This window comes from uncultured Arthrobacter sp. (genome assembly GCF_947493765.1).
In the GTDB taxonomy this organism is placed as follows: domain Bacteria; phylum Actinomycetota; class Actinomycetes; order Actinomycetales; family Micrococcaceae; genus Arthrobacter_D.
In genome coordinates, this window is sequence record NZ_CANLSZ010000007.1 from 24,300 (window position 1) to 47,868 (window position 23,569).

Below are 23,569 nucleotides of genomic sequence, written 5' to 3' on the forward strand. Positions count from 1 at the left end.
CGGCGCGGCGGGAGGCAGCCGGGATCCTTGACCCCGTCGAAGCCGCCCAATAGCCTTGGGAAAAACCTTTGATTCATATTGGGCAACTCATCGGGTGGCCCGGAACGGATGGCTGCTGTGGAAGAAGAGCGCATCACCGGCGGCGGTCGGCTGGGCCCCATCGATTCCGCCCGCACTCCCCGCTATGCCGGAGCGGCGACCTTCGCGCGCCTGCCGCGGCTCGACCAGGTGGAGCACGCGGACGTCGCGGTGGTCGGCGTGCCGTTCGACTCGGGTGTCTCCTACCGCCCGGGAGCGCGGTTCGGCGGCAACGCGATCCGCGAGGCCTCACGCCTGCTGCGTCCCTACAACCCGGCGCTGGCCGTCTCGCCCTTCGAGCGCGTGCAGGTGGCCGACGCCGGGGACATGGCCGTCAATCCGTTCAACATCGGCGAGGCCATCGAGACGGTGCAGCAGAACGCGCTGGATCTCACCGCGAACGGCACGCGGCTCGTGACCCTGGGCGGGGACCACACGATCGCCCTGCCGCTGCTGCGGGCCGCGACCGAACGGGCCGGCCAGCCCGTGGCGATGCTCCACTTCGACGCGCACCTCGACACGTGGGACACCTACTTCGGTGCCGAGTACACCCACGGCACCCCGTTCCGCCGCGCCGTGGAGGAGGGCATCCTCGACACCGAGGCCATCTCCCACGTGGGGACGCGCGGGCCGCTCTACGGCGTCCGCGACCTCGAGGACGATCGCCGCTTCGGCTTCGGCATCGTGACGTCCTCCGACGTCTACCGCAAGGGCGTCGACGAGATCGTGGACCAGCTGCGCACCCGGATCGGATCCAGGCCGCTCTACGTCTCGGTGGACATCGACGTCCTCGATCCCGCGCACGCCCCGGGCACCGGCACGCCCGAGGCCGGCGGCATCACGAGCCGCGAACTGCTCGAGATCCTCCGCGGCCTGCGCGGGCTGAACCTCGTCGGCGCCGACGTCGTCGAGGTGGCCCCGGCCTACGACCATGCGGAGATCACCGGTGTCGCCGCGTCCCACGTGGCGTACGACCTCGTCACGCTCCTGGCGGATACCCTGACCCCAGGGACATCCGACACCACGACCCCCGAGGACCAGTAGATGGCCAGCATCAACAGCACGGACAGCGCAGCCTCCACCCCGCCGGCGCCCGTCACCGACCAGCGCAACGGCGGCGATCTCGTCATCGAGACGCTCACCGCGCTCGGGGCGACGACGGTGTTCGGCATCCCCGGGCAGCACGCCCTCGGTCTCTTCGACGCCCTCTCCCGCTCGGAGCTCCGCTTCGTCTCCTCGCGCGTGGAGAACAACTCGGCGTTCGCCGCCGACGGCTTCTCCCGGGCCACCGGGGATGTGGGGGTGCTCTTCCTCTCCACGGGCCCCGGGGCACTCACCGCCCTCGCCGGGCTGCAGGAGGCCTACGCCACGGGTGTGCCGATGGTCGTCGTCGCCAGCCAGATCCCCCTCGAGGGCCTCGGTGCGCGGCGCAAGGGCATGCTGCACCAGCTGGACGACCAGAAGGCGTCGGCGGCGAACGTGACCAAGAGCCAGCGGCTCATCCAGCAGGCCTCCGGCATCCCCTCGGCCATCCAGGACGCGTGGACCGAGGCCGTCTCCTCGCCGCAGGGCCCGGTGTGGATCGAGGTGCCGCAGAACGTGCTGCTGGATCCCGTGATGGTCCCGCGGGTCGAGGACGCGCTCGCGGAACCCTTCGACAACCCGCCACGCGTGGAACTCGTGCGCGAGGCGGTGGCGTGGCTGAAGGACTCGAAGCGCCCGGCGATCGTCGCAGGCGGCGGCACGCGCCGCGGCGGTGCCGAGGCCGCGCTGCTCTCGATCGCCGAGAAGCTCGGCGCGCCCGTCATCTGCTCACCGGGCGGCAACGGTGCCTTCCCGTGGACGCACGAGCTGTCGCTGCAGTCCTGGGTGGAGGACCGCCACACCACCGACGTCCTCGAGGACGCCGACGTCCTCCTCGTGGTCGGCTCCTCGCTCGGCGAGGTCACCTCCAACTACTTCACGCTCGAGCCCCGCGGCCGGATCATCCAGATCGACGCCGAACCGCGGGTCCTGGAGTCCAATCGTCCGGGGCTCGGCATCCGCGCCGACGCCGGGCAGGCCCTCACGGCCCTCGATGCGGCGATCGAACCACTCGCCCGCGACCGCGAGCCCGGGTACGACGCCGTCGCGCTCGTGGCCGCGACCCTCGCGGAGGTCGGTGCGCGGCTCGACGCGCAGGACCTCGGCAAGGAACGCGCATTCATGCAGGACATCCGGGAGGCGGTGCCCGCGGGCATGCAGACCTTCTGGGACATGACCATCGCCGCCTACTGGGCCTGGAGCTGCTGGGATGCCCGCGAGGGCCAGTTCCACTCCGCGCAGGGCGCAGGCGGACTGGGCTTCGGCTTCCCGGGTGCCATCGGGGGCTCCATGGGCCTCGCCTCCCACGATCTGCCCGCACGGGTCCTCGCCGTCTCAGGCGACGGCTCGGCCATGTACTCCATCGCCGAGCTCGCCACCGCGCGCCAGCACGACATCCCGGTGACCTGGCTGATCGTGGACGACGGCGGCTACGGCATCCTGCGCGAGTACATGGAGGGCGCCTTCGGCAAGGCGACGGCGACGGAGCTCGCGCGGCCCGACTTCGTGGCGCTCGCGGAGTCCTTCGGCGTCCCGGCCAGGCGCGTGGGACCGGAGGGTGTCGGCGAGGCGCTGCGCGAGTCGCTCGCTGCGGAGGGCCCGAACGTCGTCGTGGTGGAGACGCTCCTGCGCCTGTTCGCCCCGACGCACCTCGACCAGTAGCGCCCGGTCGGCAGGGGTCGGCTCCGTTCTTCCCGGTATCATCCCGTGGCAGGGTAACGGACACCGGACGCAGGGCCGATAGGGGAGTACGGCGCCCTGCGTACTCCGGCGTCCGGACCGGCCGATGCCCGGAGCGTGGGCGAGAACAGTGAGGAACACCTATGGCGTGCAACGGATGCAGCTCGGCGTCGAAGCTCGACTTCGACTTCAGCATGGCGTTCCAGCCGATCTACGACGCCGTGGCGGGGCGCGTGTGGGGTTACGAGGCGCTGGTCAGGGGGCTGGCGGGCGAGGGCGCTCAGCAGATCCTGTCGAGGGTGACGCCGGAGCAGCGGTACCGCTTCGACCAGGACTGCCGCATCAAGGCGATCGAACTCGCCTCGCGCATGTTCCCCGCGGACGAGGAGCTGATGCTCTCCATCAACTTCATGCCGAACGCCGTCTACGAACCGTCGGCCTGCCTGCGGGCCACCCTGCGCGCCGCCGAGCGGTACAGCTTCCCGATGTCCTCCATCATGTTCGAGTTCACGGAGGACGAGGAGGTGGCCGACACCGCCCACCTCCAGAACATCATCACCGAGTACCGCAAGCACCACTTCACCACGGCCATCGACGACTTCGGTGCCGGTCACGCGGGGCTCGGCCTGCTCGTCGACTTCCAGCCGGATCTGCTCAAGATCGACATGCTGCTGGTCCGGGGGATCGACACCAGCCCGGCGCGCCGGGTCGTGGTGGACGGCATCCTGGGCATCGCGCGGGAACTCGGCATCACTGTCCTCGCCGAGGGGGTGGAGACGGAGGAGGAGTTCCTGGTGCTGCAGGCAGCGGGCGTGCGCCTCTTCCAGGGGTACTGGTTCGCGAAGCCCGCGTTCGAGGAGCTGCCCCGCCTTGGTCCCCGGTCCCTGGGCGCCACGACCGGAGTCCGGAGCCCGGCGGCGGTTCCGACGCCTGCCTGAGCGCTTCCGACGCCGGGCCCGAGAGCGCGGGCCCGGCACATCCCGGGCCCGGCATATCCCGGGGACGTCGGACGCCCTCGACGCCCCTGGCCCGGCGTGTCCGGACGCGACACGCTGCTCCGGCCCCCGAAAGCCCCGAATCGAAGCGCCGCACGGGGCAGCACGCCTTCCGTTCCGCTCTCTGAGATGAGAATGTCGAGGCACACCACCATCACGACGGAGGAGAACCATGGCATTCCGCAAGGGCGACACGATCACCTGGAACACACCGCAGGGCGAGACCGAGGGCTCGATCGTGGAGAAGCACGAGAAGGAGTTCACGTTCGACGGGCAGAAGTTCAACGCCTCGAAGGACGAGCCCTACTACACCGTCGAGAGCGCGAAGTCCGGCAAGCAGGCCGCACACAAGGAGAGTGCGCTGACGAAGAAGTAGCAGCCGAAGAAGTAGCAGCCCAGTCCCACGCCAGTGGGCCGTGATCTCACGTCAGCGGGTCGTGGCCCCAGTTCATGAGGGAGTAACGCCATTTGGACGTCTCCAGGTCCTCCTTCGAGGGTTTCTGGGCCAGGTGGCGGTGGACGTATCCGACCACTTTCCGCATGTGGGCGACGTCGTCGTCGGTGAGGTCCGCCTTCTTGGTCCGGAGGATGTCGACGATCCTCCGCCCCGACTCGTGGCCCACCGATTCGCCGCTCTCCGAGTCCTTCTGACCCACCGACCGGGACTCGTCGGTAGCGAGCCACGTCTCGAGCTCCGACGCCGTCATGGTGACCGCGTCCTTCCAGTCGGGCCAGACGTCCTCGAGCTGGTGGGGTGCAGCGTTCATCGGTTGCGGGCCTCTCATAGCATGGCGTGTGACGAGTCACAGCAGGGCATTTTCGCGAGCTTGCAATAGCTTAATCGTAAGCTGGCTGATAAATGTAGAGGGTAGGTCAACAACGTCTAAGGAGCTCTACATCATGGCAGGAAACCTTTTGGCACGATCAGCCCACGATCTGGGCGCCGCAGCCTGGTTCGGCGGAACGCTCATGGGCGCTGTCGGTCTGAACGGCGCGACGGCGAAGGCCAAGGACCCCAAGGAGCGCACCCGCCTCTCGGCACTCGGCTGGGCCAAGTGGACCCCGGTGCAGATCGCGGCCTTCGCCGCCCACGGCATCGGCGGCCTCGGCCTCATCGGCGCCAACAAGGGACGCGTCAAGGGCCAGGACTCGGTCGGTTCCAACACCGGCTGGAAGACCGTCGTGACCCTCGTCGGCATGGCGCTGTCGCTCTACTCGGGCATCCTCGGCAAGAAGGTCGGCGAGCTGGCCGAGCAGGGTGGCCAGGGCGCCACCGAGCCCCGCCCGGGAGCCAACGACGAACTGGCGAAGGCACAGAAGCAGCTCAAGGTCACGCAGTGGCTGCTGCCCGTCTTCAGCGGCACCGTCATCGTCATGGGCGCCAAGCAGGGCGAGATGCAGCGTCCGGAGAACATCGTGAAGGGCCTGCTCAAGAAGTAGGACCTCCCGGTTCCCGAGGCCCCCGCGGTCCGTCGCCCCCACGAGCACGTGGTCGGCATCGGATGGCGGGGGCCTCCGCTATTTTCGTGCCCGCCGTTCCCGTGCACGCCGTTCCGGGCTCCTCGTTCAGCAGCACCTCGTTCCGCGGCTCCCTGGTTCAAGGGCATCCGTGTTCCCGTGCTCCCTGTTCCTGTACTCCCTGGTCCCGGGCCCCTACTGCATCGTGAAAGCCCGGGCGACGCCGCCGTGCACCGTCGGATTCCGGATCAGGGCCGAGAGGACGGCGTTGCGGCCGCGCATGAGCGGGACGGGCAGGGGCCTGCCGAGCGCCATGTTGAGGTGGGCCTTCCGCCGGGCGAGGGTCGCCTCGGCCCGGCGATCCTTCTCGTACCCGGCCAGCAGCGCCGCCACGTCCTCACCGTCGCGCAGTGACGCGGCGATGATCGGGACGAGCCGTGCGGCGCCGAGCCAGCCGAGATTCATCCCCTGCCCGCCGATTGGGGAGATCTCGTGGGCGGCGTCCCCGACCAGGACGGTGCGTCCCGCGACGAAGCGCTCGGCGAGTCGTGACCTCACCTCGAAGGCGCTGATCATGGAGTTGGTGGCCGGGTCGACGGCCACACCCGTCCGGTCGCGGATGAGGGCGGTGAGGCGCTCGACCGTGGGTTGCTCCACCGGGGAGCCCACGCGCACCACCCAGCGGCGGAGCCCGTCGGGCAGGGGGAAGGACTCGACGATCCCGCCGGTCTCCAGGTACAGCACGGCGTCGTCGCCGTCGGTGGTGTCGTCCCGGAAGTCACCCATGACGTAGCAGTCCGGGTATCGCCGCGGTCGCGCCCTGATGCCGGCGTCGTCCCGCACCGAGCTCCGGGCGCCGTCCGCCGCGACGATCAGCCTCGCGTCGAGGACCGCGTCCTCGCCCTGGCTCCTGGTCACCGCCAGGATGCGGTCACCGGCGTCGTGCGTGGTGAGCAGGGAGACATCGCGCCGCAGCGTGCCGGGGAAGTCCCGTTCCAGTCGGCGCTCGAGGACCTCCTCCGTGACGGCCTGCGGGACGGCGAGCACGTACTGCTCGGGTCCCGGCAGCGTGGAGAAGGAGATGGTGCCCACGTGGCGGCCGGCGCTCCTGGCGATCCCGTCGCGGATCAGCACCCCGCGCCCGCGCAGCTCGTCGGTGATCCCGACGGCGTCGAGCGCCCGCAGGGCGGGTGGATGGATACCGATTGCCCGGGAGTGGGTGCCGCGCTCGGGCCGGCGCTCGAGCACGACGGCGTCGAGGCCCGCCCGCCGCAGGAGCAGCCCCGTGTACAGCCCCACGGGTCCACCGCCGACGACGATCACGTCATGCACGGTCGGCGTCTCCCCCCGCAGGCGCGCCCGCGCGATCGAGGACGAGGAGATTGATGAACGGGGCCCGCGAGCGGACCTGCCAGTCGGGGCGGCCGGCAACCTCGGCGCGCAACTCGTCAGGGGTGTAGCTGCGGCGGATGGAGGTGAGACCGTCCTCGCGGATGAAGGATCCCGGCAGCGGCAGCGTCCCCACCGAGAAGAGGGCGTAGCCCGCAGGATGGCGGGCGATGTCGCTGTGGACCGCCACGTGGCGCGCGAGCCGTTCCGAATCGTCGAGCAGACCGTGGAGCGCGGCGGGATCGAGGTGATGGAGCACGTGGTTCGACACCACGGCGTCGAAGGCCGCACCCTCGGCCACCAGGTCCGAGCTCAGCGCCCTGCGGAAGGACAGGCCGGGCAGCGGCGGGAGCGCCGTCGCGTAGGCGTGGGCCCGCTCGTCGGGGTCGACGGCGGTCACCTCCAGGTCGAAGCCGTCGAGCTGCGCCCAGCGGCTCAGGGCCCGCGGTACGTCGCCTCCTCCCGAGCCGATGTCGAGCAGGGTGTTCACCCTGTCACGGGAGAACACGGGACGCAGCCGGGAGGTGTACGTGCGGCGCCAGCCCGAGACCACGGCGTTGACGATGCCGAACTGGGCGTAGGTGCGCTCGAGCCGGGCCGCGTCGCAGTCGGGGCGGTCCATCTCCTCGACGGCCCCGGTGTCCCGCCGGGAGAGGAACCCGCTCGACGTCATGCGCCGGCGTTCGTCAGCACGGGGGCCAGATCGACGGGGACGGTCACACCGCCGTCGAGGGTCTCCGCGGCATCCGTCGTCGCCGGTGCGTCCTCCGCCGGTCGTGCGCCGAGCCGGGTCAGCAGCGCTGTCTCGACGGTCAGGCCGGGACCGAACGCCATGGAGCAGATGCGGTTGTTCCCCTCGGTGGCGGGCTGGTCCATGATGTGCTTGAGCACGAACATGACGGTCGCGCTGCTCATGTTCCCGTAGTCGCGCAGGGTCTCCCGCGCGGGGACGAGCTGCTCGGCCGTCAGCCCGAGCTTCGCCTCCACCTTGTCGAGGATGCTGCGTCCGCCGGGGTGGATGGCCCAGTGCTCGATCTCCGCGTAGTCCAGGCCCTGCAGGGACTCGTCGCGCGCGAGCAGCGGTTCCAGGGCGCCGATGATGTGGTCGTCGATGATGTGCGGCACGTAGGTGCCGAGAACCATCTCGAAGCCCTCGTCACCGATGTTCCAGGCCATCGACTCCTCGCCCACGGGTGTGAGGACGGTCTCGAAGTGGTCGAGGGTCAGCGCCGGACCCTCCAGGGGCAGCTCCCGGGCGGAGACGATCGCCGCTGCGGCCCCGTCCGCGAAGAGGGACGACCCCACGATCGTGTCGGGGTTGTTGGACGAGCGCACGTGCAGCGAGCACAGTTCGGCCGAGACCACGAGGACGACGGCGTCCGGGTCGGCATCGCAGAACGCCTTGGCCGCGCGCAGGGCCGGGAAGGCGGCGTAGCAGCCCATGAAGCCCAGATGGTAGCGCTGGACGGCCGGATCGAGGTCGAGGGCCCGGACGATCTTGTAGTCCGGGCCGGGAGCGAAGAAACCGGTGCAGGAGACCGTGACCACGTGCGTGACGTCCTCCGCCTCGATCCCCGCAGCCGCGTCGAGTGCCTTGCGGGCCGCCTCGACGAAGAGCGTGGTGCCCTCCTGCGCGTAGAGCTCGTTGCGGGTCTTGGTGCTCGGCGTGAGGATCTGCATGTTCTGCTGGTCGAAGAAGACCGGGTCCTCGAAGGACCTCTCGACGGTGAGTTCCTCGAGGGCGGTGTAGCGCGTCTCGATGCCCGACGAGTCGAACGCCGCCCCCACGAGGCGCTTCCCGAGCCGGGTGAGCCCGGGTTGGGCGGCGAAGACGTCACGGACCTGCGGCTGCACCATGATGGTGGCGGGTACAGCTGTTTCGAGGGCTCTCAGGATCACTGTCATACCCCCATTACTAGAGGACTGCCGCGACAAACACAACGGAGGTCTTCGCGTGCTGCTCACCGGAGGGTGCGTGGTGGGGGTCAGTCGACCGCCGCCGTTCCCGGACCAAGCCGGGGCGGTCGGTGCGACGAATCACCCCCATCACCGACGACGCCTCCGCCGTCGTCCCGACCCGGACGGACCCCCGTGAGATCCAAGACCGCACTGCCCCACCGGAACCGCGCCACCCTGCTCCTCGCGCTCGGTGCCTGCCTGGTCCTCGCGGGCTGCGGCGCCGCCGAGGAGGATCCGCTGGGCGTCAACAGCGCTGCGGACGGGAAGGCCGCCGGATCGGGCGGGGCGGGCCAGGCCGATCCCATCGGCTCCGGGCTGGGGGAGGACCCCCTCAACATCGGGCGCGACGGCGCGGCGCTCTGCGGGGTGCAGCCGAAGGAGAGCCGGCTGCACTACACGGTGATGCTCCACAATCCGACGCTGGAGGCCTTCACCCTGGGGGAGGTGCGTCTCGGTGACCCCGAGGACCTCACCGTCGTCTCGACGATGGTGCAGACGGCGAACCGCGAGGGCCATCACCACGGGGGAGCCCCGACGGGTGGCCACGACGGGCATGCGGCGACTCCGGCCCCCACCGAGGCCCCCGAACCGATCGGTCCGCCCGTCGAGGCCGAGGGCTACGTCTTCGAACCCGACGCCCACCTCAACATCATCGTCACCGTGGAACTCGCCGAGGGTGCCTCGCACGGCAGCGCGGAGAACATCGTGGTGGCCTTCGCCAGCGACGAGCGCGACTTCGCGGTGCCCCACCCCCTGAAGATCGATGTCGACGCGAAGTCCTGCGCCTGACCGATCCGGTCCCGGACGACAGAGAACCCCCGTCCTGGGCAGGGCGGGGGTTCTCTGTCGTCCGGCCCGGGAGCCGGACCGGCGGGAGGCCTGTCAGGCCGGGAGGTTCAGCATGTGACCGGCGTAGATCAGGTTGGGATCGACGACCGTGTCGGTGTTCGCGGCGTACAGTGCCTGCCAGCCGCCGACGACGCCGAGGTGCTGGGCGATCTCGCCGAGGGTGTCGCCGGACTGGATGGTGTAGGTCTGGCCGCTGAGCACGACCGGTGCTGCGACGGGCGCCTCGACGACGGGGGCGGCGACGGGAGCCGGAGCAACAGGTGCCTGTGCGACGGGAGCTGCGGGTGCCTGCGCGACGGGTGCCGGAGCCGCAGGTGCCTGTGCAACGGGAGCGACGGGTGCTGCGGGTGCCTCGGCGACGGGGGCAGCGACGGGAGCCGGGGCCGCAGGTGCCTGGGCGACAGGGGCCTGGACAGGCGCCTGGACGGCTGCCGACTGCGGAACGACACGAGATGCCCCTCCGCCACGAAGGTTGAGCTGGTCTGCGCAGGAGGGCCATGCGCCCCAGCCCTGCTTGGCGAGAACTTTCTCCGCGACGGCGATCTGCTGCTCCCGGGTAGCGTCCTGCGGATTGCCTGCGCCACCGAACTCGTCCCAAGTCGTCGGACTGAACTGGAGGCCGCCATAGTAACCGTTGCCGGTATTGATGCCCCAGTCTCCGCCGCTTTCACATTGCGCGACTGCGTCCCAGGGGGCGGCATTGGCCGCTCCGGCGGCGGAGCCGAGGGCCAGGCCGGTGAGGGCGACGGCGGCGAGGCCGCGGCGGGCAGTGGTGCTGAAGGTGTTTGTGTTCATGGGATTACGATGCTCCGAGGCCACCCGCACTAGGTCCGTCCCCGGACTTCTTCGCGCCGCTGCTCACCTTGACGGTATCGAGGTCATGGTTCGGCAGCCGCCTGATGAGCAACGAGCGGTGGAGAGCGGTGCCGGGCATAGATCGCTGCTCGCCGAGCGGCAGCCGTTCGCTTCCCTGGACGGGGAACTTGGTCCACCCTAAAGGAATTGCGATTCGATGCCAAATTGGTGCGGGTTGGTGCTTGACAACCTTGCGGAAGGCTCTGCTGGCCGGCAGCGCGTAGCGATTCGTCAGCCCCTGATCGCTGCCCGGGCCGCATGTCCGATGACGGCGCTGTAGGTGGGGTAGGCGAACTTGACCCGGGCGAGCGTGGAGAGATCCGTCCCACCCGCCATGGCCGCGGCCACGGCGGTGATGACCTCGACCGCGTTCTCGCCGACGGCGTGCGCGCCGAGGATGAGCTCACGCCGGCGGTCCACCACGAGCTTCAGGAAGCCCTGCTCGCGGTCGTCGATGATCGGGCGTTCCACGAGGGCGTAGGGCACGGTCACCGCATGGCATTCCGCGTCACGCTCGCGGGCCTTCGCCTCGGTCAGGCCCACGCCGGCGTAATCCGGATCGGTGAACCCGCCCTCCGGCAGCAGGTGGTGGGGCGAGGTGTGGGTGGCACCGAGCACGGCGTTCTCCGCCGCCGTCGCGCCCTCGAACTCGGCGGCCTGCACCAGCATGCTCATGCCGTTGGCGTCCCCGGCGACGAAGATGTGCGGTACGGAGGAGCGCAGGTATTCGTCGACCGGGATGAAGGGACCGGCGGTCCGCACCCCGGCGGCCTCCAGTCCGAGTCCCGGGAGATTGGCGGGCCAGCCGGCGGCCATGACCACGGCGTCCACGTCCCGCGCCTGCCGGTCGCCGTCGCTCTCCCAGCGGAGGGTGAGGTGGCCGTCCGCCCGTTCGATACGTTCGATCCCGGCGATATCTGTCTCCACCTGGACCCCCTTGCCCCTGAAACCGGCCGTGACGGCGGCGGCGACGTCCTCGTCCTCCGTCATGAGGATGCGCGGTGCGAGGTCGAGGAGCAGCACCTGTGAGCCGAGCGCGTCGAAGATGGTGGTGAGCTGCGCTCCGGTGTGTCCGCCGCCGATGATGGCCACCGTGCCGGGGAGGCGCTCGAGGTCCAGGACCTCGTGCGGCAGGACGGCGAGCTCGGCGCCCTCGACGGGCAGCCGGCGTCCGCTCCCGCCGACGCACAGGATGATCGAGGCCGCCGTGAGCTCCCTGTCGCCGACCAGGACGCCGTGGTCGCCGGTGAGCTCGGCATCGCCCTCGATCAGCTCGATGGACAGGCGCTCCATCGTGGCGCCGTACCCCTTCGAGGCGAGGACCCGGGCGACCGTGGCCCGGACGCGCTGCACGGTCCTGTCCCAGTCGACGGTCGGCTCGTCCACCACGATGCCGTAGTCGTAGGCCGTCCGGACCTCCCGGAAGAGGCGGGCCGTCTTCGCCAGGACGCGGCTCGGCACGCAGCCGGAGTTGACGCAGGTGCCGCCGAGGGCCGACCGCTCGACGACGGCGGTCCGCGCGCCGAGCTCCGCGGCGCGGGCGGCGGTGGCCATCCCGGCGGGGCCACCACCGATGACGAGGACGTCGAACGTGTACTCCATGGCGAGTGCTCCTTCGGTGACTGCTCCTTCGGTGACCGCCCGGACGGGCACTGCGCCCCGCGCCGGATGCTACGGAGGGCCCTCCCCGCGGGGACCGGGACCGCCGTCGGACGATGTCGACGACGGTCCCGGCAGCATCGCCTAGGCGGCGACGTACCCGTGCGGGTCGAGCACGTACTTCGTGGCTGCTCCGGCGTCGAACTCCTCGTAGCCGCGCGGGGCCTCCTCGAGTCCGATCGTCTTGGCGTTGACGGCCTTGGCGATCGCGATGCGGTCGTGCAGGATCGCCATCATGAGGCCCCGGTTGTACTTCATGACGGGGCACTGCCCCGTGGTGAAGGACAGGGACTTCGCCCAGCCGGTTCCCAGGCTGAGCGAGAGCGAGCCCACCTTCGCGGCGTCGTCGGCTGCGCCCGGATCGCCGGTGACGTACAGGCCCGGGATGCCGAGGGCACCGCCGGCGGCCGTGATGTCCATGAGCGAGTTCAGCACCGTGGCCGGGGCCTCGGTGGCCGCGCCCTCGCCGTGGCCGCGCGCCTCGAAGCCGACGGCGTCCACGCCGCAGTCCACCTCGGGGACACCCAGCAGCTGCTCGATCTGCTCACCCGGATCGCCCTTGGACACGTCGATGGTCTCGCAGCCGAAGCTGCGGGCCTGCGCGAGGCGGTCCTCGTTGAGATCGCCGACGATCACCACGGCTGCACCGAGCAGCTGCGCGGAGGCTGCTGCCGCCAGGCCCACGGGCCCGGCTCCGGCGACGTAGACCGTCGACCCCACGCCCACGCCGGCGGTGACCGCGCCGTGGAAGCCCGTGGGGAGGATGTCCGAGAGCATCGTCAGATCGAGGATCTTCTCCAGGGCCTGGTCCTTGTCCGGGAACTTCAGCAGATTCCAGTCGGCGTAGGGCACCAGGACGTACTCGGCCTGGCCCCCCACCCAGCCGCCCATGTCCACGTAGCCGTAGGCGCTGCCCGGCCGGTCCGGATTCACATTGAGGCAGATGCCCGTCTTGCGCTCCTTGCAGTTGCGGCAGCGTCCGCAGGCGATGTTGAAGGGGACGGAACAGATGTCGCCCTTCTTGATGAATTCGACGTCGCGGCCGACCTCCACGACCTCGCCGGTGATCTCGTGGCCCAGCACGAGATTCTTCGGGGCGGACGTGCGGCCGCGGACCATGTGCTGGTCCGAGCCGCAGATGTTGGTGGTGACGGTCTTGAGGATCACACCGTGGTGGACCTGCCGGCCCACATTGGCCGGATTCACCCCCGGACCGTCCTTCAGTTCGAATGTGGGGTAGTCGGTGTCGATGACCTCGACCTTCCCCGTCCCCTTGTACGCAACAGCTCTGTTACCACTCATGGAACATCCTCTCCTGGTACCTCCGTGGCGCCCGGCTGACCCGCGCGCCGACACCCTGCGCCCACACATTGCCTCGGGCCCAGATGTCGGGACTCTAACACTTCACGGGCTCGCACGGACCCCCTGTTCTCGACCCCACCCGACAGGGACCCGCCCGTCCGGTCGTCCGAGGTGTGCGACCTCCAGGGCTCTTGCCCGTGCGGGCCACCTGGGGAAGGGTGGCTGCATGACCGACACCGTCCTCATCACCGGCGCGACCTCGGGCATCGGCGCCGAGTTCGCCCGCCACTTCGCCTCCCGCGGCTGCGACCTGGTACTGGTGGCCCGGGCCCCCGGCCCGCTCGGGAAGACGGCAGGCGCACTGCGGGAGCAGTGGGGCGTCGGGGTGGAGACCATCGCCGCCGATCTGCTCGACGCCGACGGCCTCGCCCGGGTCCTCGCCCGGCTGGCCGACGAGGGCACCGCGCACCCCGGCCGGGCGCGCGTCACGGTGCTGGTCAACAATGCGGGGTACGGGCTCGTGCAACCGTTCGCGGACAACACCCTCGACGACGAGGTGCGCCACCTGAGGATCCACCTGGAGGTCCCGCTGTCCCTGGCCCACACGGCCCTGCAGTCGATGCGCCGGCATGGGCGCGGGACGATCATCAACATCGCGAGCGTCGCCGGGTTCACCCCGAGGGGCACCTACGGCGCCGTGAAGGCGGCGATGATCAGCTTCAGCCGATGGGCCAATCTGGCCTACGGTCCGGAGGGCGTCCGCTTCACGGCGGTGTGCCCCGGGTTCGTCCACACCGACTTCCACCAGCGGATGGGGGCGGACAAGGCGAGCGTCCCGGGCATCCTGTGGCTCGACACCGACCTCGTGGTGCGTGAAGCGCTGCGCGACACCGCCGCGGGGAAGGCCGTCTCCATCCCGAGTCTGCGCTACCGGGTGCTCGTCGGCCTCGCCCGGATGGCGCCGTCGTCCCTCGTGGCCCGGCTGGCACGCAGGGGACGCTGACGATCGGCAGGACCCGTTGCACGATCGTTCGGTTCCGGAAGCACTAAGTGTGCTTACCATGGTCCATCGCAGGTTGTGAAGATGCCCCTTACAAGGAGGTAGGACGATGGCAGGTTACTTCAAGCTGGTCGACGCCCACGACGGCGGGTTCCGGGTCAAGCTGACCGCTCCCGATGGAACCCTCGTGGGTGTATCCACTTTCTACGCCTCGAAGGAGGAGGCCGTGGCCGGGATAGAGCTCATCCGGGAGATCGCCGGCACCGGACCCGTGGTGGACCACAGCCGGGACGATCCGGGTCCCACGGAGATCCTCAGCGGGCTGCAGGCTCTCGCCGGACAGGAGCGGGCGCTGGGCCAGGACGCCTGACGGCGGTCCGCGGCAGCGCCGCGACGACTCCCGGTGTGACGACTCTCGGTGTACGACTGTATACAGTCACGGGGATCGTGGAATAGAATGGGGGCATTCCACAATCTCAGCGAAGGGAGCCGAGGTCATGACGACTGCGGACTCATTCGGCGCGAAGGGCGTACTCGATGTCGCCGGCGCAGAATACGAAATTTTCAGGCTGAGTGCTGTCGAGGGCGCCGACGCCCTTCCGTACAGCCTCAAGGTCCTGCTGGAGAATCTGCTCCGCTCCGAGGACGGCGCGAACATCACCGCGGACCACGTCCGCGCCCTCGCGCAGTGGGATCCGACGGCGGAACCCGACACCGAGATCCAGTTCACCCCGGCCCGCGTGGTGATGCAGGACTTCACCGGTGTTCCCTGCGTGGTCGATCTCGCCACGATGCGCGAGGCCGTGGTGGACCTCGGCGGCGACCCGACGAAGGTCAACCCCCTCGCGCCGGCCGAACTGGTCATCGACCACTCCGTGCAGATCGACGCCTTCGGCAACGCCGGTGCGATCGAGCGGAACATGGAGATCGAGTACCAGCGCAACGGCGAGCGCTACCAATTCCTGCGCTGGGGACAGACGGCCTTCGACGACTTCAAGGTGGTACCTCCCGGCATGGGGATCGTGCACCAGGTCAACCTCGAGTACCTGGCACGGACGGTCATGACGCGTGAGGTCGAGGGCGCGCTCCGGGCCTACCCCGACACCTGCGTCGGTACCGACTCGCACACCACCATGGTCAACGGCCTGGGTGTGCTGGGCTGGGGCGTGGGCGGCATCGAGGCCGAGGCCGCGATGCTGGGCCAGCCCGTCTCGATGCTCATCCCGCGCGTGGTCGGCTTCAAGCTGACCGGCGAGATCCCGGCCGGCGCCACCGCGACCGACGTCGTCCTCACCATCACGCAGATGCTGCGCGGACACGGTGTGGTGGGCAAGTTCGTGGAGTTCTACGGCGAGGGCGTGGCCTCCGTGCCGCTGGCCAACCGCGCCACCATCGGCAACATGAGCCCCGAGTTCGGGTCCACCGCCGCCATGTTCCCCATCGACGACGTCACCCTCGACTACCTGCGCCTCACCGGGCGCCCGGCGGAGAACGTGGCCCTCGTAGAGTCCTACGCCAAGGAGCAGGGACTCTGGCACGATCCCTCCCGCGAGATCAAGTTCTCCGAGTACCTGGAGCTCGATCTCTCCACCGTGGTCTCCTCGATCGCCGGACCCAAGCGCCCGCAGGACCGCGTGGCGCTGAGCCGCGCCAAGAGCCAGTTCCGCGAGGACCTGCGCAGCTACTCGGAGGATCCCGAGACGCACTTCGCGCCCGACGGCACCGTGGACGCCGCGTCCCAGGAGAGCTTCCCGGCCTCCGACGCACCGAGCTTCACCCCCGGCACGACGGCGACCGTCACCGAGGAGAACGCCGAACCGCGCGAGACCGTCTCCTCCGGTGACGCCGCGTCCACCCGGCCCTCGAAGCAGGTCAGCGTCTCCATGGAGGACGGGCGTGCCTTCGACCTCGATCACGGCATCGTGAGCATCGCCTCGATCACCTCCTGCACCAACACCTCGAATCCCTCGGTGATGCTCGCCGCTGCCGTCCTGGCGCGCAATGCCGTGGACAGGGGCCTGGTGTCCAAGCCGTGGGTCAAGACGTCCGTGGCCCCCGGCTCCAAGGTGGTCACCGACTACTACGAGAAGTCCGGACTGAGCCCGTACCTCGAGAAGCTCGGCTTCTTCACGGTCGGGTACGGCTGCACCACGTGCATCGGCAACTCCGGTCCGCTGGAGGACGAGATCTCGCAGGCCATCCAGGACAACGATCTCGCCGTCACCGCCGTCCTCTCCGGCAACCGCAACTTCGAGGGCCGCATCAACCCGGACGTGAAGATGAACTATCTGGCCTCGCCGCCGCTGGTCATCGCCTACGCGCTCGCCGGGACCATGGACTTCGACTTCGACACCGAGCCCCTCGGCCAGGACCACGAGGGAGCCGACGTCTTCCTCAAGGACATCTGGCCCAACCCGGTCGAGGTCCAGAAGGTCATGGACGACTCCATCGACGAGGACATGTTCACCTCGAGCTACGCGACCATCTTCGACGGCGACGAGCGCTGGCAGTCCCTCCCCACGCCCGACGGTGACACGTTCGCCTGGGATGCGGAATCGACCTACGTGCGCAAGCCCCCGTACTTCGACGGCATGCAGCGCGAGACGAGCCCGGTCGAGGACATCGACGGCGCCCGGGTGCTGCTCAAGCTCGGCGACTCCGTGACCACCGACCACATCTCGCCGGCGGGTTCGTTCAAGTCGGACACCCCGGCCGGGCGCTACCTCACCGAGAAGGGTGTACAGCGCAAGGACTTCAACTCGTACGGCTCGCGCCGCGGGAACCACGAGGTCATGATCCGCGGGACCTTCGCGAACATCCGCATCAAGAACCAGCTGCTCGACGGCGTCGAGGGCGGGTTCACGCGGGACTTCTCGCAGCCGGACGCACCGCAGGCCGCGGTGTACGACGCCGCGGAGAACTACCGCGAGGCCGGAACACCCCTGGTGGTCCTCGCCGGCAAGGAGTACGGCTCCGGGTCCTCGCGTGACTGGGCGGCCAAGGGCACGGCACTGCTCGGCGTCAAGGCCGTCATCGCCGAGAGCTTCGAGCGCATCCACCGCTCGAACCTGATCGGCATGGGCGTGCTGCCGCTGCAGTACCCCGACGGGCAGAACGCCGAGTCGCTGGGCCTGACGGGCACGGAGACCTTCGCCGTCAGCGGGGTCACAGAGCTCAACGAGGGCCGCACGCCGCGCACCGTGAAGGTCGCCGCGACCCCGGGCGACGGCGGATCCCCCGTCGAGTTCGACGCCGTCCTGCGCATCGACACGCCGGGAGAAGCGGACTACTACCGCAACGGCGGCATCCTGCAGTACGTGCTGCGCCAGCTGGCCGCCTGACCGGTACGCCGGCCCCGGTCGGGGAGGTCCACCTCCCCGACCGGGGCCGGCGGCAGCTCGTCATCCGATCCAGATCCTGTCCAGCCCAGATCCTCCGAGGGGGTGCCATGGCCGAACCCACAGAGCTGTCGGCGCGCGTCGACGGTGAGGCGATCTTCCGGGCGCTCCGGAGCGAGATCCTCGCCGGGATGCACCCGCCCGGCACGCCGCTGCGCGAGGTCGTGATCTCCGAGCGTTTCGGGGTCTCCCGCACCCCGGTGCGGGAGGCGCTGAGCAGACTGCAGCACGAGCGGTTGCTCGAACGCGCGGTCCGCGGACTCCAGGTGCCCCAGATCGACCCGCAGGAGGTCATCCAGATCTACGACCTGCGGGTGATGCTCGAGGAGGAGGCGGCCGGACAGGCGGCGCTGAACCGCGGGACGGCGGATCTCATGCGCCTCGAGGCGCTCCTGGACCGCGACCGCGCCGCCGTCGACCCGGACGACACCACCAAGGTGACCAACAACCTCGAGTTCCACACCACGCTGTGGGCGTCGGCGCGCAATCCCATCCTCATGGATCTGCTCCAGCGGCTCTCCACGCACCTGATCCACACCCCCCGCTCCACCCTCTCGGTGGGCAACCGCTGGCAGGAGGTCCTCGGGGAGCACGAGGCGCTCATCAGTGCCATCACCGAGCGGCGGAGCGAGGACGCCCGGGCCATCGCCCGCGCCCACATGGAGACGGCGCGCACCCTGCGGCTGCAGCTGCTGCGCACGACGGCGGCGGACTGATCATGCCGCTGTCCCGCCAGCGTCTCCTGCTCGACGTCGACACGGGGATCGACGACGCCGTCGCCCTGCTGTACCTGCTCGCGACGCCCGGGGTGAGCCTCGAGGCCATCACCTGTACCGCGGGCAATGTCGGCGCCCGCCAGGTGGCCGCCAACAACCTGGCGCTGCTCGAGCTGTGCGCCCGGGCCGGGGTGGAGGTGGCCATCGGCAGCGAGGTGCCGCTGGAGATCCCGCTCGTCACCACGGAGGAGACCCACGGCGACCAGGGCATCGGGTACGCCGTCCTGCCGCCGCCGCGCTGCACCGTCTCGAGCCGCCACGCCGTGGACGTGTGGCTCGAAGCGGCCCGCTGCCATCCCGGCCAGGTCACCGGGCTCATCACGGGTCCCCTCACCAACTTCGCCCTGGCGCTGCGGGCCGAGCCGGAGCTGCCCATGCTCCTGAAGGGCCTGGTGATCATGGGTGGGGCGTTCAACTACCCGGGCAACACCACGCCCGTCGCCGAGTGGAACACCCACGTGGACCCGCATGCGGCACGGGAGGTGTTCGCCGCCTACGAGGGGCTGCCGCACGAGAAGCTGCCCCTCGTCTGCGCCCTCGAGACCACCGAGCGCATCGAGTGCACCCCCGCGCATCTGGAGGCCGTCGCCGCCGCGGCGTGCGCCGGGCCGGAGCTGGTGTCCCCGGACCAGCCCGAGGGGACGCGCAGCACCAGCGACAACGCCGTCGTCGCGTGCCTCTCCGATGCCCTGCGCTTCTACATGGAGTTCCACCGGCTCCACGGCCAGGGGTACGTCGCGCACCTGCACGATCTCTTCGCCGCGATGGTCGCCACGGGGGAGGCCGGCATCACGGAGCGGACCGCCACGGTGGACGTGGAGACGCAGTCGCCGCTGACGATCGGGCAGACGGTGGCCGATGTCGCGGGGATGTGGGGGCGCGCGCCCAATGCGCGGCTCGTCACGGGCAACGACCCTCCGGCCGTCTTCGAGCTCATGGTCCGCCGGCTCTCGCACCTGGCCCGGATGCACGGCTGACCCGGCGCAGGCCCCCGCTACACTGGAGGCTGCCCGCGATGCCGCGCGGCCGGCGCCGAGGTGACATGAGGTGCGTGTCCTGCCCTCGACCCCCGCCCAAGGAATACCGTGAGCTCATCCTCCGCGCCGGCAGCAGAGCCGGCCGCCCTGCGACCCCGCCGCCTGCTCCTCGCCGCCGGCGGCACGCTGATCGTCCTGACCTATGTCCTCCTGGTGGTCCTGCAGCCCACCGAGCTCGCCGGGGGCCTGGGCAGCGTGGCTGCGCTCGTCTCGCTCGTCGGATTCCTCGGCGGAGGTGCGCTCCTCGTCGCAGGGGTCCTGCCCATGCTCAGCACCAGCTCGCTCGTGGTCATGCCGCTGGGGATCGCCCTGAACATCGCCATCGGCCAGCTCGCCGGATCGCTGGGCCTGCAGATCTACCTCGACGCCATCGGCACCGTGCTCGTCGCCGTCCTCGCCGGCCCGGCCGCGGGCGCCGCCACCGGGGCGATCAGCAACGCGATCTGGGGACTCTTCAATCCCTTCGCCCTGCCCTTCGCCGCGGGAGCTGCACTGATCGGCCTGCTCGCCGGTCTCGCCGCGAAGCACGGGCTCTTCCGCCGCGTCTCCACCGCCGCGGGTGCGGGTCTGGTGACCGGGGCGATCGGCGGACTCGTCGCGGCCCCGGTGGCGGTCTTCATGTTCGGTGCGGCGGGCACCCCCGGGACCAATGCGATCATCGCGGTGTTCCGCTCGATGGGGGACAAGCTCCTCGTCGCCGCGACCAAGCAGGGTCTGCTCTCCGACTCGCTGGACAAGATCGTGGTGTTCGTCCTCGTGGCGCTGATCGTCCACGCGCTGCCGCAGCGGGCGGTCCGCCAGTTCCCCTTCGCCCGCACACAGCGGGTCCTCGGCGGGCGGGGCGGACGGTCCGCCGCCGCCCGCGGGAACGACGCCGGCACGGCCTGACCATGCCCCGCCGCAGGATCTACAACCCTGTGACCGAGCTGCTCACGGCCGCGCTGCTGGTGGTCCTCGTGCTCGTGGTGAACCGGTGGGAGTTCTCCCTCGCGGTCCTGGTGCTCGGGGTGCTCCCCGCCGTCCTGCTCTCGGGCAGGGCCCGCCGGATCGGGCTCGCCCTCGCCCTGGTCACCGGGCCCCTGCTGATCTCCTCCCTCCTGCTCCACGGACTGTTCTTCCCCGAGGGGGAGCGCATCCTGCTCGATCTCGGCATCGCCCGCGTGAGCGTGGAGGGGCTGGTCTTCGCCGCCGTCCTGGGTGTGCGGACGAGCGTCTTCGCGGGTGTCCTGCTGACCACGGCGATGACCCTCGACATCGCCGAGCTCCTGGCCACCATGACCCACCGCGGCTGGAACCGGAAGCTCGTCTTCGTCGTCGGCTCCTCCGTCGGCCTGATCCCGCACGTGGCCCTCCGCGGGCAGCAGATCACCCGCGCCCAGCAGGCGCGGGGCCTCGTGGTGGGACGCGGCCCGGTCTCCCGTCTGCGGGGGCTGCTCGCCGTCACCACACCGCTGGTCATCGGGCTGCTCGTGGACGCCTCGGAGCGCAACCACATGCTCGAGTCACGCGGGTTCTCCGCCGCGGTGGCACGCACCAGTTACCTGCCGGACTCCGACACGGCGGGCCAGCGGGTGTTCCGCCGCCTGCTGCTGCTCGGCGTCGGCCTCTCCTGCGCGGTGTGGCTGATCGTGTCGGTGCCCCGATGATCAGCCTCGAGGTCGGGTCCTTCGCCCACGACGGCGCCGCCCCGGCCCTGACCGACGTCTCGCTCTCGGTGCAGCCCGGGGAGCACGTGGTCGTCACGGGCGCCTCCGGGTCGGGGAAGACCACGCTCGTCCGCCTGCTCGCGGGCCTCACCGGTCTCGACGCCGGAGCCACCCTCCTCGGGTCGATCACGCTCGGGGACCAGCGGCTCCGCTTCGACGGCTCGCCACAGGATCCGCGGATAGACGCCGCCCGGTGGAGTGCACAGGTGGCCTACGTGGCGCAGGGGGCGTGGGGACAACTGTCCATGATGTCCTCGACCGTCGGTGAGGAGGTGGCCTTCGGCCTGGCGAACCGCGGGGTGCCGGGCGCGCAGCTGCGCTCGCGCGTGGAGGAGGTCGCGGCGGTCCTGGGTCTGACACCGCTGCTCCACCGCGATCCGCGCCGGCTGTCCGGGGGCCAGCTGCAGCGCACCCTGATCGCCGCCGCCGTGGTGCAGCGCCCGCGGGTCCTGGTCCTCGACGAGCCCTTCCAGGGGCTCGACGACGACGCCGTGCGCGAGGTGGCGGCGGCCCTGGAGGTGCTGCGCGGGGAGGGAACCGGCGTCGTGGTCTCCGCCCCGCTGCTCCCGCTCGACGCGCCGCGGTCCGCGCGGGTCCTGGCCCTGGCGGGTGGCCGTCCGGTGTTCGACGGACCGCTCGTCGACGCCCGCTCGGCCGGACTGGGGCGGTACGGCATCGGGACGGTGGGGGAGCCCCCCGGCGCTGCTGCCGTGGAGGATCCCACGAGCGCGGGCACGGGCGCGGGGCCGGTCCTCGTGGAGCTGAGGAACGTGTCCTTCAGCTACCCGGACGAGCGGGGCGCGCGGCCGGTGTCCGGTCTCCGCGGCGTCGACCTGGAGGTCCGTCCGGGCGAGATCGTCGCGCTGCGCGGCCCCAACGGCTCGGGCAAGTCCACCCTGCTCCAGCACCTCGACGGCCTGCTCCGGGCCGGGGGCGGTTCGGTCACGGTGGACGGCACACTCATCGGCAGGCAGCCGACGGGTTCGTTCGCCGGCACCGTGGGCTATCTGTTCCAGGACACCGACCAGCAGTTGTTCGAACGGACCGTGCTCCGGGAGGTGGCCTACGGGCCGCGGGTCACCGGCGCGCGCCGGGCGGAGGCCGAGCGCCGGGCTGCGGCCGCCCTCGCGGAGGTGGGCCTGCGGGCGGTGGGGGAGGTCCATCCGTACGAACTCGGCTTCGTCCAGCGCCGGCTGGTGGCACTGGCCTCGCTGATCGCCACCGGGCCCCGCCTGTGGGTGCTCGACGAGCCGACGGCCGGGCTCGACGCCCCCGCTCGCGGGACCATGGCGGCGCTCCTGGCCGCCCACGCCCGGGCGGGAGGCGCCGTCGTGCTGGCCACGCACGACGCGGCCTTCGCGGAGGTGGTGGCGCACCGCAGCCTCTGGCTCGACGACGGCAGGATCGTCCGGGAGGGCCGCTGAGCATTCCTCCGAGCGGCGGCTGCCCCCTAGGGTGGAGCCATGGATCTGCTGCGCGAACGCCACCGGACGGTCCCCACGAAGGGCGCCGACATCGCCGTCTTCGAGTACGGCGCGGACCCCCGCCCCGACGCACCCACGCTGGTGTTCGTCCACGGCTACCCCGACGACCACCGCGTCTACCACCCGGTGCTGCGCGAGCTCGCCCCGACGCATCACCTGGTCGCCTTCGACACGCGCAACGCGGGCCGCTCCCGCACGCTCGGTGGGGCGGGCTCCACCCTGGCCGAGCTGGTGGACGACCTCTTCGCCGTGCTGGACGCGCTCGACACCCCCGGGGGTGTGCGGCTCGTGGGCCACGACTGGGGATCCATCCAGGGCTGGGCCGCCGTGCAGGACGAGCGGGCCGAGGGCCTGATCGTCGACTACACGAGCATCTCCGGACCCGATCTGCGGCACTTCTCCCGCTGGCTCCGGCGTCGCCTCCGGGAACCGCGGCTGCTGCCGCAGGGCATCGGGCAACTGCTGCGCAGCTGGTACGTCGCGCTGTTCCAGCTGCCGGTACTGCCCGAGCTGCTCTGGCGCTCCGGCCTGACCCGCCGGTACGAGCTGGCGGCGCGCCGGAACGTGGGCACCGATCCCATCCGCGGGCTGGCCCTGTACCGCGCGAACATGTTCTCGGACGAGATTCCCCCGGGCAGCCGCCGCGTGTCGGTCCCCGTCCACGTGATCGTCCCGCTCAAGGACCCCTTCATCTCCCCGAAGCTCGTCGACGGGTTGGAGGACCTGGTGGAGGATCTCACCGTGACGAGCGTCCCGGGCAGCCACTGGTGGATCGCCGCGCGCCCCCGGGCGTTCGCCGAACTGCTCGACCCGGCCCTGCGTCACGCGTCCGCCGAGGAGCAGGGCGGCTGAGGCGGCCGG

Annotated in this window: 22 protein-coding genes; 15 read left to right on the top strand and 7 right to left on the bottom strand. The window is 70.7% G+C overall.

Annotation, left to right across the window (positions count from 1 at the left end; all coding sequences use genetic code 11):
• Positions 1–117: 117 nt before the first annotated feature.
• The 4 genes from speB to Q0747_RS10895 all read left to right on the top strand — a co-directional run bounded on the left by speB (position 118) and on the right by Q0747_RS10895 (position 4,212).
• Complete coding sequence (speB, locus tag Q0747_RS10880; protein WP_298254513.1) at positions 118–1,122, top strand: agmatinase; 1,005 nt, start codon at positions 118–120, stop codon at positions 1,120–1,122.
• Complete coding sequence (locus Q0747_RS10885; protein WP_298254515.1) at positions 1,123–2,823, top strand: thiamine pyrophosphate-binding protein; 1,701 nt, start codon at positions 1,123–1,125, stop codon at positions 2,821–2,823.
• Positions 2,824–2,984: 161 nt separating this feature from the next.
• A complete protein-coding gene (locus Q0747_RS10890) occupies positions 2,985–3,779 on the top strand; it encodes an EAL domain-containing protein (RefSeq protein ID WP_298254516.1) in 795 nt (264 codons plus the stop codon).
• A gap of 229 nt (positions 3,780–4,008) precedes the next feature.
• Positions 4,009–4,212 (top strand): DUF2945 domain-containing protein, encoded by a 204-nt coding sequence (locus Q0747_RS10895; RefSeq protein ID WP_298254518.1) that lies wholly within the window; start codon positions 4,009–4,011, stop codon positions 4,210–4,212.
• Positions 4,213–4,258: 46 nt separating this feature from the next.
• Here Q0747_RS10895 and Q0747_RS10900 read toward each other — a convergent pair whose 3' ends face one another.
• Positions 4,259–4,603, bottom strand: a complete 345-nt coding sequence (locus Q0747_RS10900; protein ID WP_298254520.1) for a DUF3140 domain-containing protein — start codon at positions 4,601–4,603, stop codon at positions 4,259–4,261.
• A 133-nt stretch (positions 4,604–4,736) separates the two neighbouring features.
• Between Q0747_RS10900 and Q0747_RS10905 the strand changes: the two genes are divergently transcribed.
• Positions 4,737–5,276 carry a hypothetical protein gene (locus tag Q0747_RS10905; RefSeq protein WP_298254522.1) on the top strand — a complete coding sequence of 180 codons (540 nt, stop codon included), beginning with the start codon at positions 4,737–4,739 and terminating at the stop codon, positions 5,274–5,276.
• 213 nt (positions 5,277–5,489) lie between these two features.
• Here Q0747_RS10905 and Q0747_RS10910 read toward each other — a convergent pair whose 3' ends face one another.
• Genes Q0747_RS10910 through Q0747_RS10920 form a run of 3 tightly spaced genes read right to left on the bottom strand, consistent with a single transcriptional unit; the run spans position 5,490 to position 8,618 of the window.
• Positions 5,490–6,626, bottom strand: a complete 1,137-nt coding sequence (locus Q0747_RS10910) for an NAD(P)/FAD-dependent oxidoreductase (RefSeq protein WP_298254524.1) — start codon at positions 6,624–6,626, stop codon at positions 5,490–5,492.
• Complete coding sequence (locus Q0747_RS10915) at positions 6,619–7,356, bottom strand: class I SAM-dependent methyltransferase (protein ID WP_298254526.1); 738 nt, start codon at positions 7,354–7,356, stop codon at positions 6,619–6,621. The genes Q0747_RS10910 and Q0747_RS10915 overlap by 8 nt, the downstream gene beginning before the upstream one ends.
• Positions 7,353–8,618: a type III polyketide synthase gene (locus Q0747_RS10920; RefSeq protein ID WP_298254528.1), complete on the bottom strand. Its 1,266-nt coding sequence runs from the start codon at positions 8,616–8,618 to the stop codon at positions 7,353–7,355. Before Q0747_RS10920 ends, Q0747_RS10915 begins: the two co-directional genes overlap by 4 nt.
• Before the next feature lie 156 nt (positions 8,619–8,774).
• On the opposite strand from Q0747_RS10920, the gene Q0747_RS10925 reads away from it, so the two are divergent.
• Entirely contained in the window at positions 8,775–9,431 is a 657-nt protein-coding gene (locus tag Q0747_RS10925; protein WP_298254530.1) for a hypothetical protein, read from the top strand.
• 93 nt (positions 9,432–9,524) lie between these two features.
• Here the strand turns inward: Q0747_RS10925 and Q0747_RS10930 are convergent, their stop codons facing one another.
• The 3 genes from Q0747_RS10930 to fdhA form a co-directional block, all read right to left on the bottom strand.
• Positions 9,525–10,286: a transglycosylase family protein gene (locus Q0747_RS10930; RefSeq protein ID WP_298254532.1), complete on the bottom strand. Its 762-nt coding sequence runs from the start codon at positions 10,284–10,286 to the stop codon at positions 9,525–9,527.
• Positions 10,287–10,577: 291 nt separating this feature from the next.
• Complete coding sequence (locus tag Q0747_RS10935) at positions 10,578–11,948, bottom strand: NAD(P)/FAD-dependent oxidoreductase (protein ID WP_298254534.1); 1,371 nt, start codon at positions 11,946–11,948, stop codon at positions 10,578–10,580.
• A 141-nt stretch (positions 11,949–12,089) separates the two neighbouring features.
• A complete protein-coding gene (fdhA, locus tag Q0747_RS10940; protein ID WP_298254536.1) occupies positions 12,090–13,307 on the bottom strand; it encodes a formaldehyde dehydrogenase, glutathione-independent in 1,218 nt (405 codons plus the stop codon).
• A gap of 226 nt (positions 13,308–13,533) precedes the next feature.
• Between fdhA and Q0747_RS10945 the strand changes: the two genes are divergently transcribed.
• From Q0747_RS10945 to Q0747_RS10985, 9 genes are all read left to right on the top strand, one after another.
• Positions 13,534–14,310 carry an SDR family oxidoreductase gene (locus tag Q0747_RS10945; protein ID WP_298254537.1) on the top strand — a complete coding sequence of 259 codons (777 nt, stop codon included), beginning with the start codon at positions 13,534–13,536 and terminating at the stop codon, positions 14,308–14,310.
• Between the two features lie 106 nt (positions 14,311–14,416).
• Positions 14,417–14,677 (top strand): YegP family protein, encoded by a 261-nt coding sequence (locus tag Q0747_RS10950; RefSeq protein ID WP_298254539.1) that lies wholly within the window; start codon positions 14,417–14,419, stop codon positions 14,675–14,677.
• 127 nt (positions 14,678–14,804) lie between these two features.
• Positions 14,805–17,648 carry an aconitate hydratase gene (locus tag Q0747_RS10955; RefSeq protein ID WP_298254541.1) on the top strand — a complete coding sequence of 948 codons (2,844 nt, stop codon included), beginning with the start codon at positions 14,805–14,807 and terminating at the stop codon, positions 17,646–17,648.
• A gap of 107 nt (positions 17,649–17,755) precedes the next feature.
• Positions 17,756–18,421, top strand: a complete 666-nt coding sequence (locus tag Q0747_RS10960; RefSeq protein WP_298254543.1) for a GntR family transcriptional regulator — start codon at positions 17,756–17,758, stop codon at positions 18,419–18,421.
• A 2-nt stretch (positions 18,422–18,423) separates the two neighbouring features.
• Complete coding sequence (locus Q0747_RS10965) at positions 18,424–19,458, top strand: nucleoside hydrolase (protein WP_298254545.1); 1,035 nt, start codon at positions 18,424–18,426, stop codon at positions 19,456–19,458.
• A 108-nt stretch (positions 19,459–19,566) separates the two neighbouring features.
• The gene (locus Q0747_RS10970) at positions 19,567–20,406 is read left to right on the top strand and encodes an ECF transporter S component (protein ID WP_298254547.1); all 840 of its coding nucleotides are present in this window, start codon (positions 19,567–19,569) and stop codon (positions 20,404–20,406) included.
• A 29-nt stretch (positions 20,407–20,435) separates the two neighbouring features.
• Positions 20,436–21,164: an energy-coupling factor transporter transmembrane component T gene (locus tag Q0747_RS10975; protein ID WP_298254548.1), complete on the top strand. Its 729-nt coding sequence runs from the start codon at positions 20,436–20,438 to the stop codon at positions 21,162–21,164.
• Positions 21,161–22,648: an ABC transporter ATP-binding protein gene (locus Q0747_RS10980; RefSeq protein ID WP_298254551.1), complete on the top strand. Its 1,488-nt coding sequence runs from the start codon at positions 21,161–21,163 to the stop codon at positions 22,646–22,648. Before Q0747_RS10975 ends, Q0747_RS10980 begins: the two co-directional genes overlap by 4 nt.
• Before the next feature lie 39 nt (positions 22,649–22,687).
• Complete coding sequence (locus Q0747_RS10985; RefSeq protein WP_298254553.1) at positions 22,688–23,560, top strand: alpha/beta fold hydrolase; 873 nt, start codon at positions 22,688–22,690, stop codon at positions 23,558–23,560.
• Positions 23,561–23,569 lie beyond the last annotated feature (9 nt).

Bases quoted from the DNA above. Each gene is read 5' to 3' on its own strand.
- Q0747_RS10885 (WP_298254515.1), top strand. From the start codon at position 1,123: ATGGCCAGCATCAACAGCACGGACAGCGCAGCCTCCACCCCGCCGGCG.
- Q0747_RS10890 (WP_298254516.1), top strand. From the start codon at position 2,985: ATGGCGTGCAACGGATGCAGCTCGGCGTCGAAGCTCGACTTCGACTTC.
- Q0747_RS10895 (WP_298254518.1), top strand. From the start codon at position 4,009: ATGGCATTCCGCAAGGGCGACACGATCACCTGGAACACACCGCAGGGC.
- Q0747_RS10900 (WP_298254520.1), bottom strand. From the start codon at position 4,603: ATGAACGCTGCACCCCACCAGCTCGAGGACGTCTGGCCCGACTGGAAG.
- Q0747_RS10905 (WP_298254522.1), top strand. From the start codon at position 4,737: ATGGCAGGAAACCTTTTGGCACGATCAGCCCACGATCTGGGCGCCGCA.
- Q0747_RS10915 (WP_298254526.1), bottom strand. From the start codon at position 7,356: ATGACGTCGAGCGGGTTCCTCTCCCGGCGGGACACCGGGGCCGTCGAG.
- Q0747_RS10930 (WP_298254532.1), bottom strand. From the start codon at position 10,286: ATGAACACAAACACCTTCAGCACCACTGCCCGCCGCGGCCTCGCCGCC.
- Q0747_RS10935 (WP_298254534.1), bottom strand. From the start codon at position 11,948: ATGGAGTACACGTTCGACGTCCTCGTCATCGGTGGTGGCCCCGCCGGG.
- fdhA (WP_298254536.1), bottom strand. From the start codon at position 13,307: ATGAGTGGTAACAGAGCTGTTGCGTACAAGGGGACGGGGAAGGTCGAG.
- Q0747_RS10945 (WP_298254537.1), top strand. From the start codon at position 13,534: ATGACCGACACCGTCCTCATCACCGGCGCGACCTCGGGCATCGGCGCC.
- Q0747_RS10950 (WP_298254539.1), top strand. From the start codon at position 14,417: ATGGCAGGTTACTTCAAGCTGGTCGACGCCCACGACGGCGGGTTCCGG.
- Q0747_RS10955 (WP_298254541.1), top strand. From the start codon at position 14,805: ATGACGACTGCGGACTCATTCGGCGCGAAGGGCGTACTCGATGTCGCC.
- Q0747_RS10960 (WP_298254543.1), top strand. From the start codon at position 17,756: ATGGCCGAACCCACAGAGCTGTCGGCGCGCGTCGACGGTGAGGCGATC.
- Q0747_RS10965 (WP_298254545.1), top strand. From the start codon at position 18,424: ATGCCGCTGTCCCGCCAGCGTCTCCTGCTCGACGTCGACACGGGGATC.
- Q0747_RS10980 (WP_298254551.1), top strand. From the start codon at position 21,161: ATGATCAGCCTCGAGGTCGGGTCCTTCGCCCACGACGGCGCCGCCCCG.
- Q0747_RS10985 (WP_298254553.1), top strand. From the start codon at position 22,688: ATGGATCTGCTGCGCGAACGCCACCGGACGGTCCCCACGAAGGGCGCC.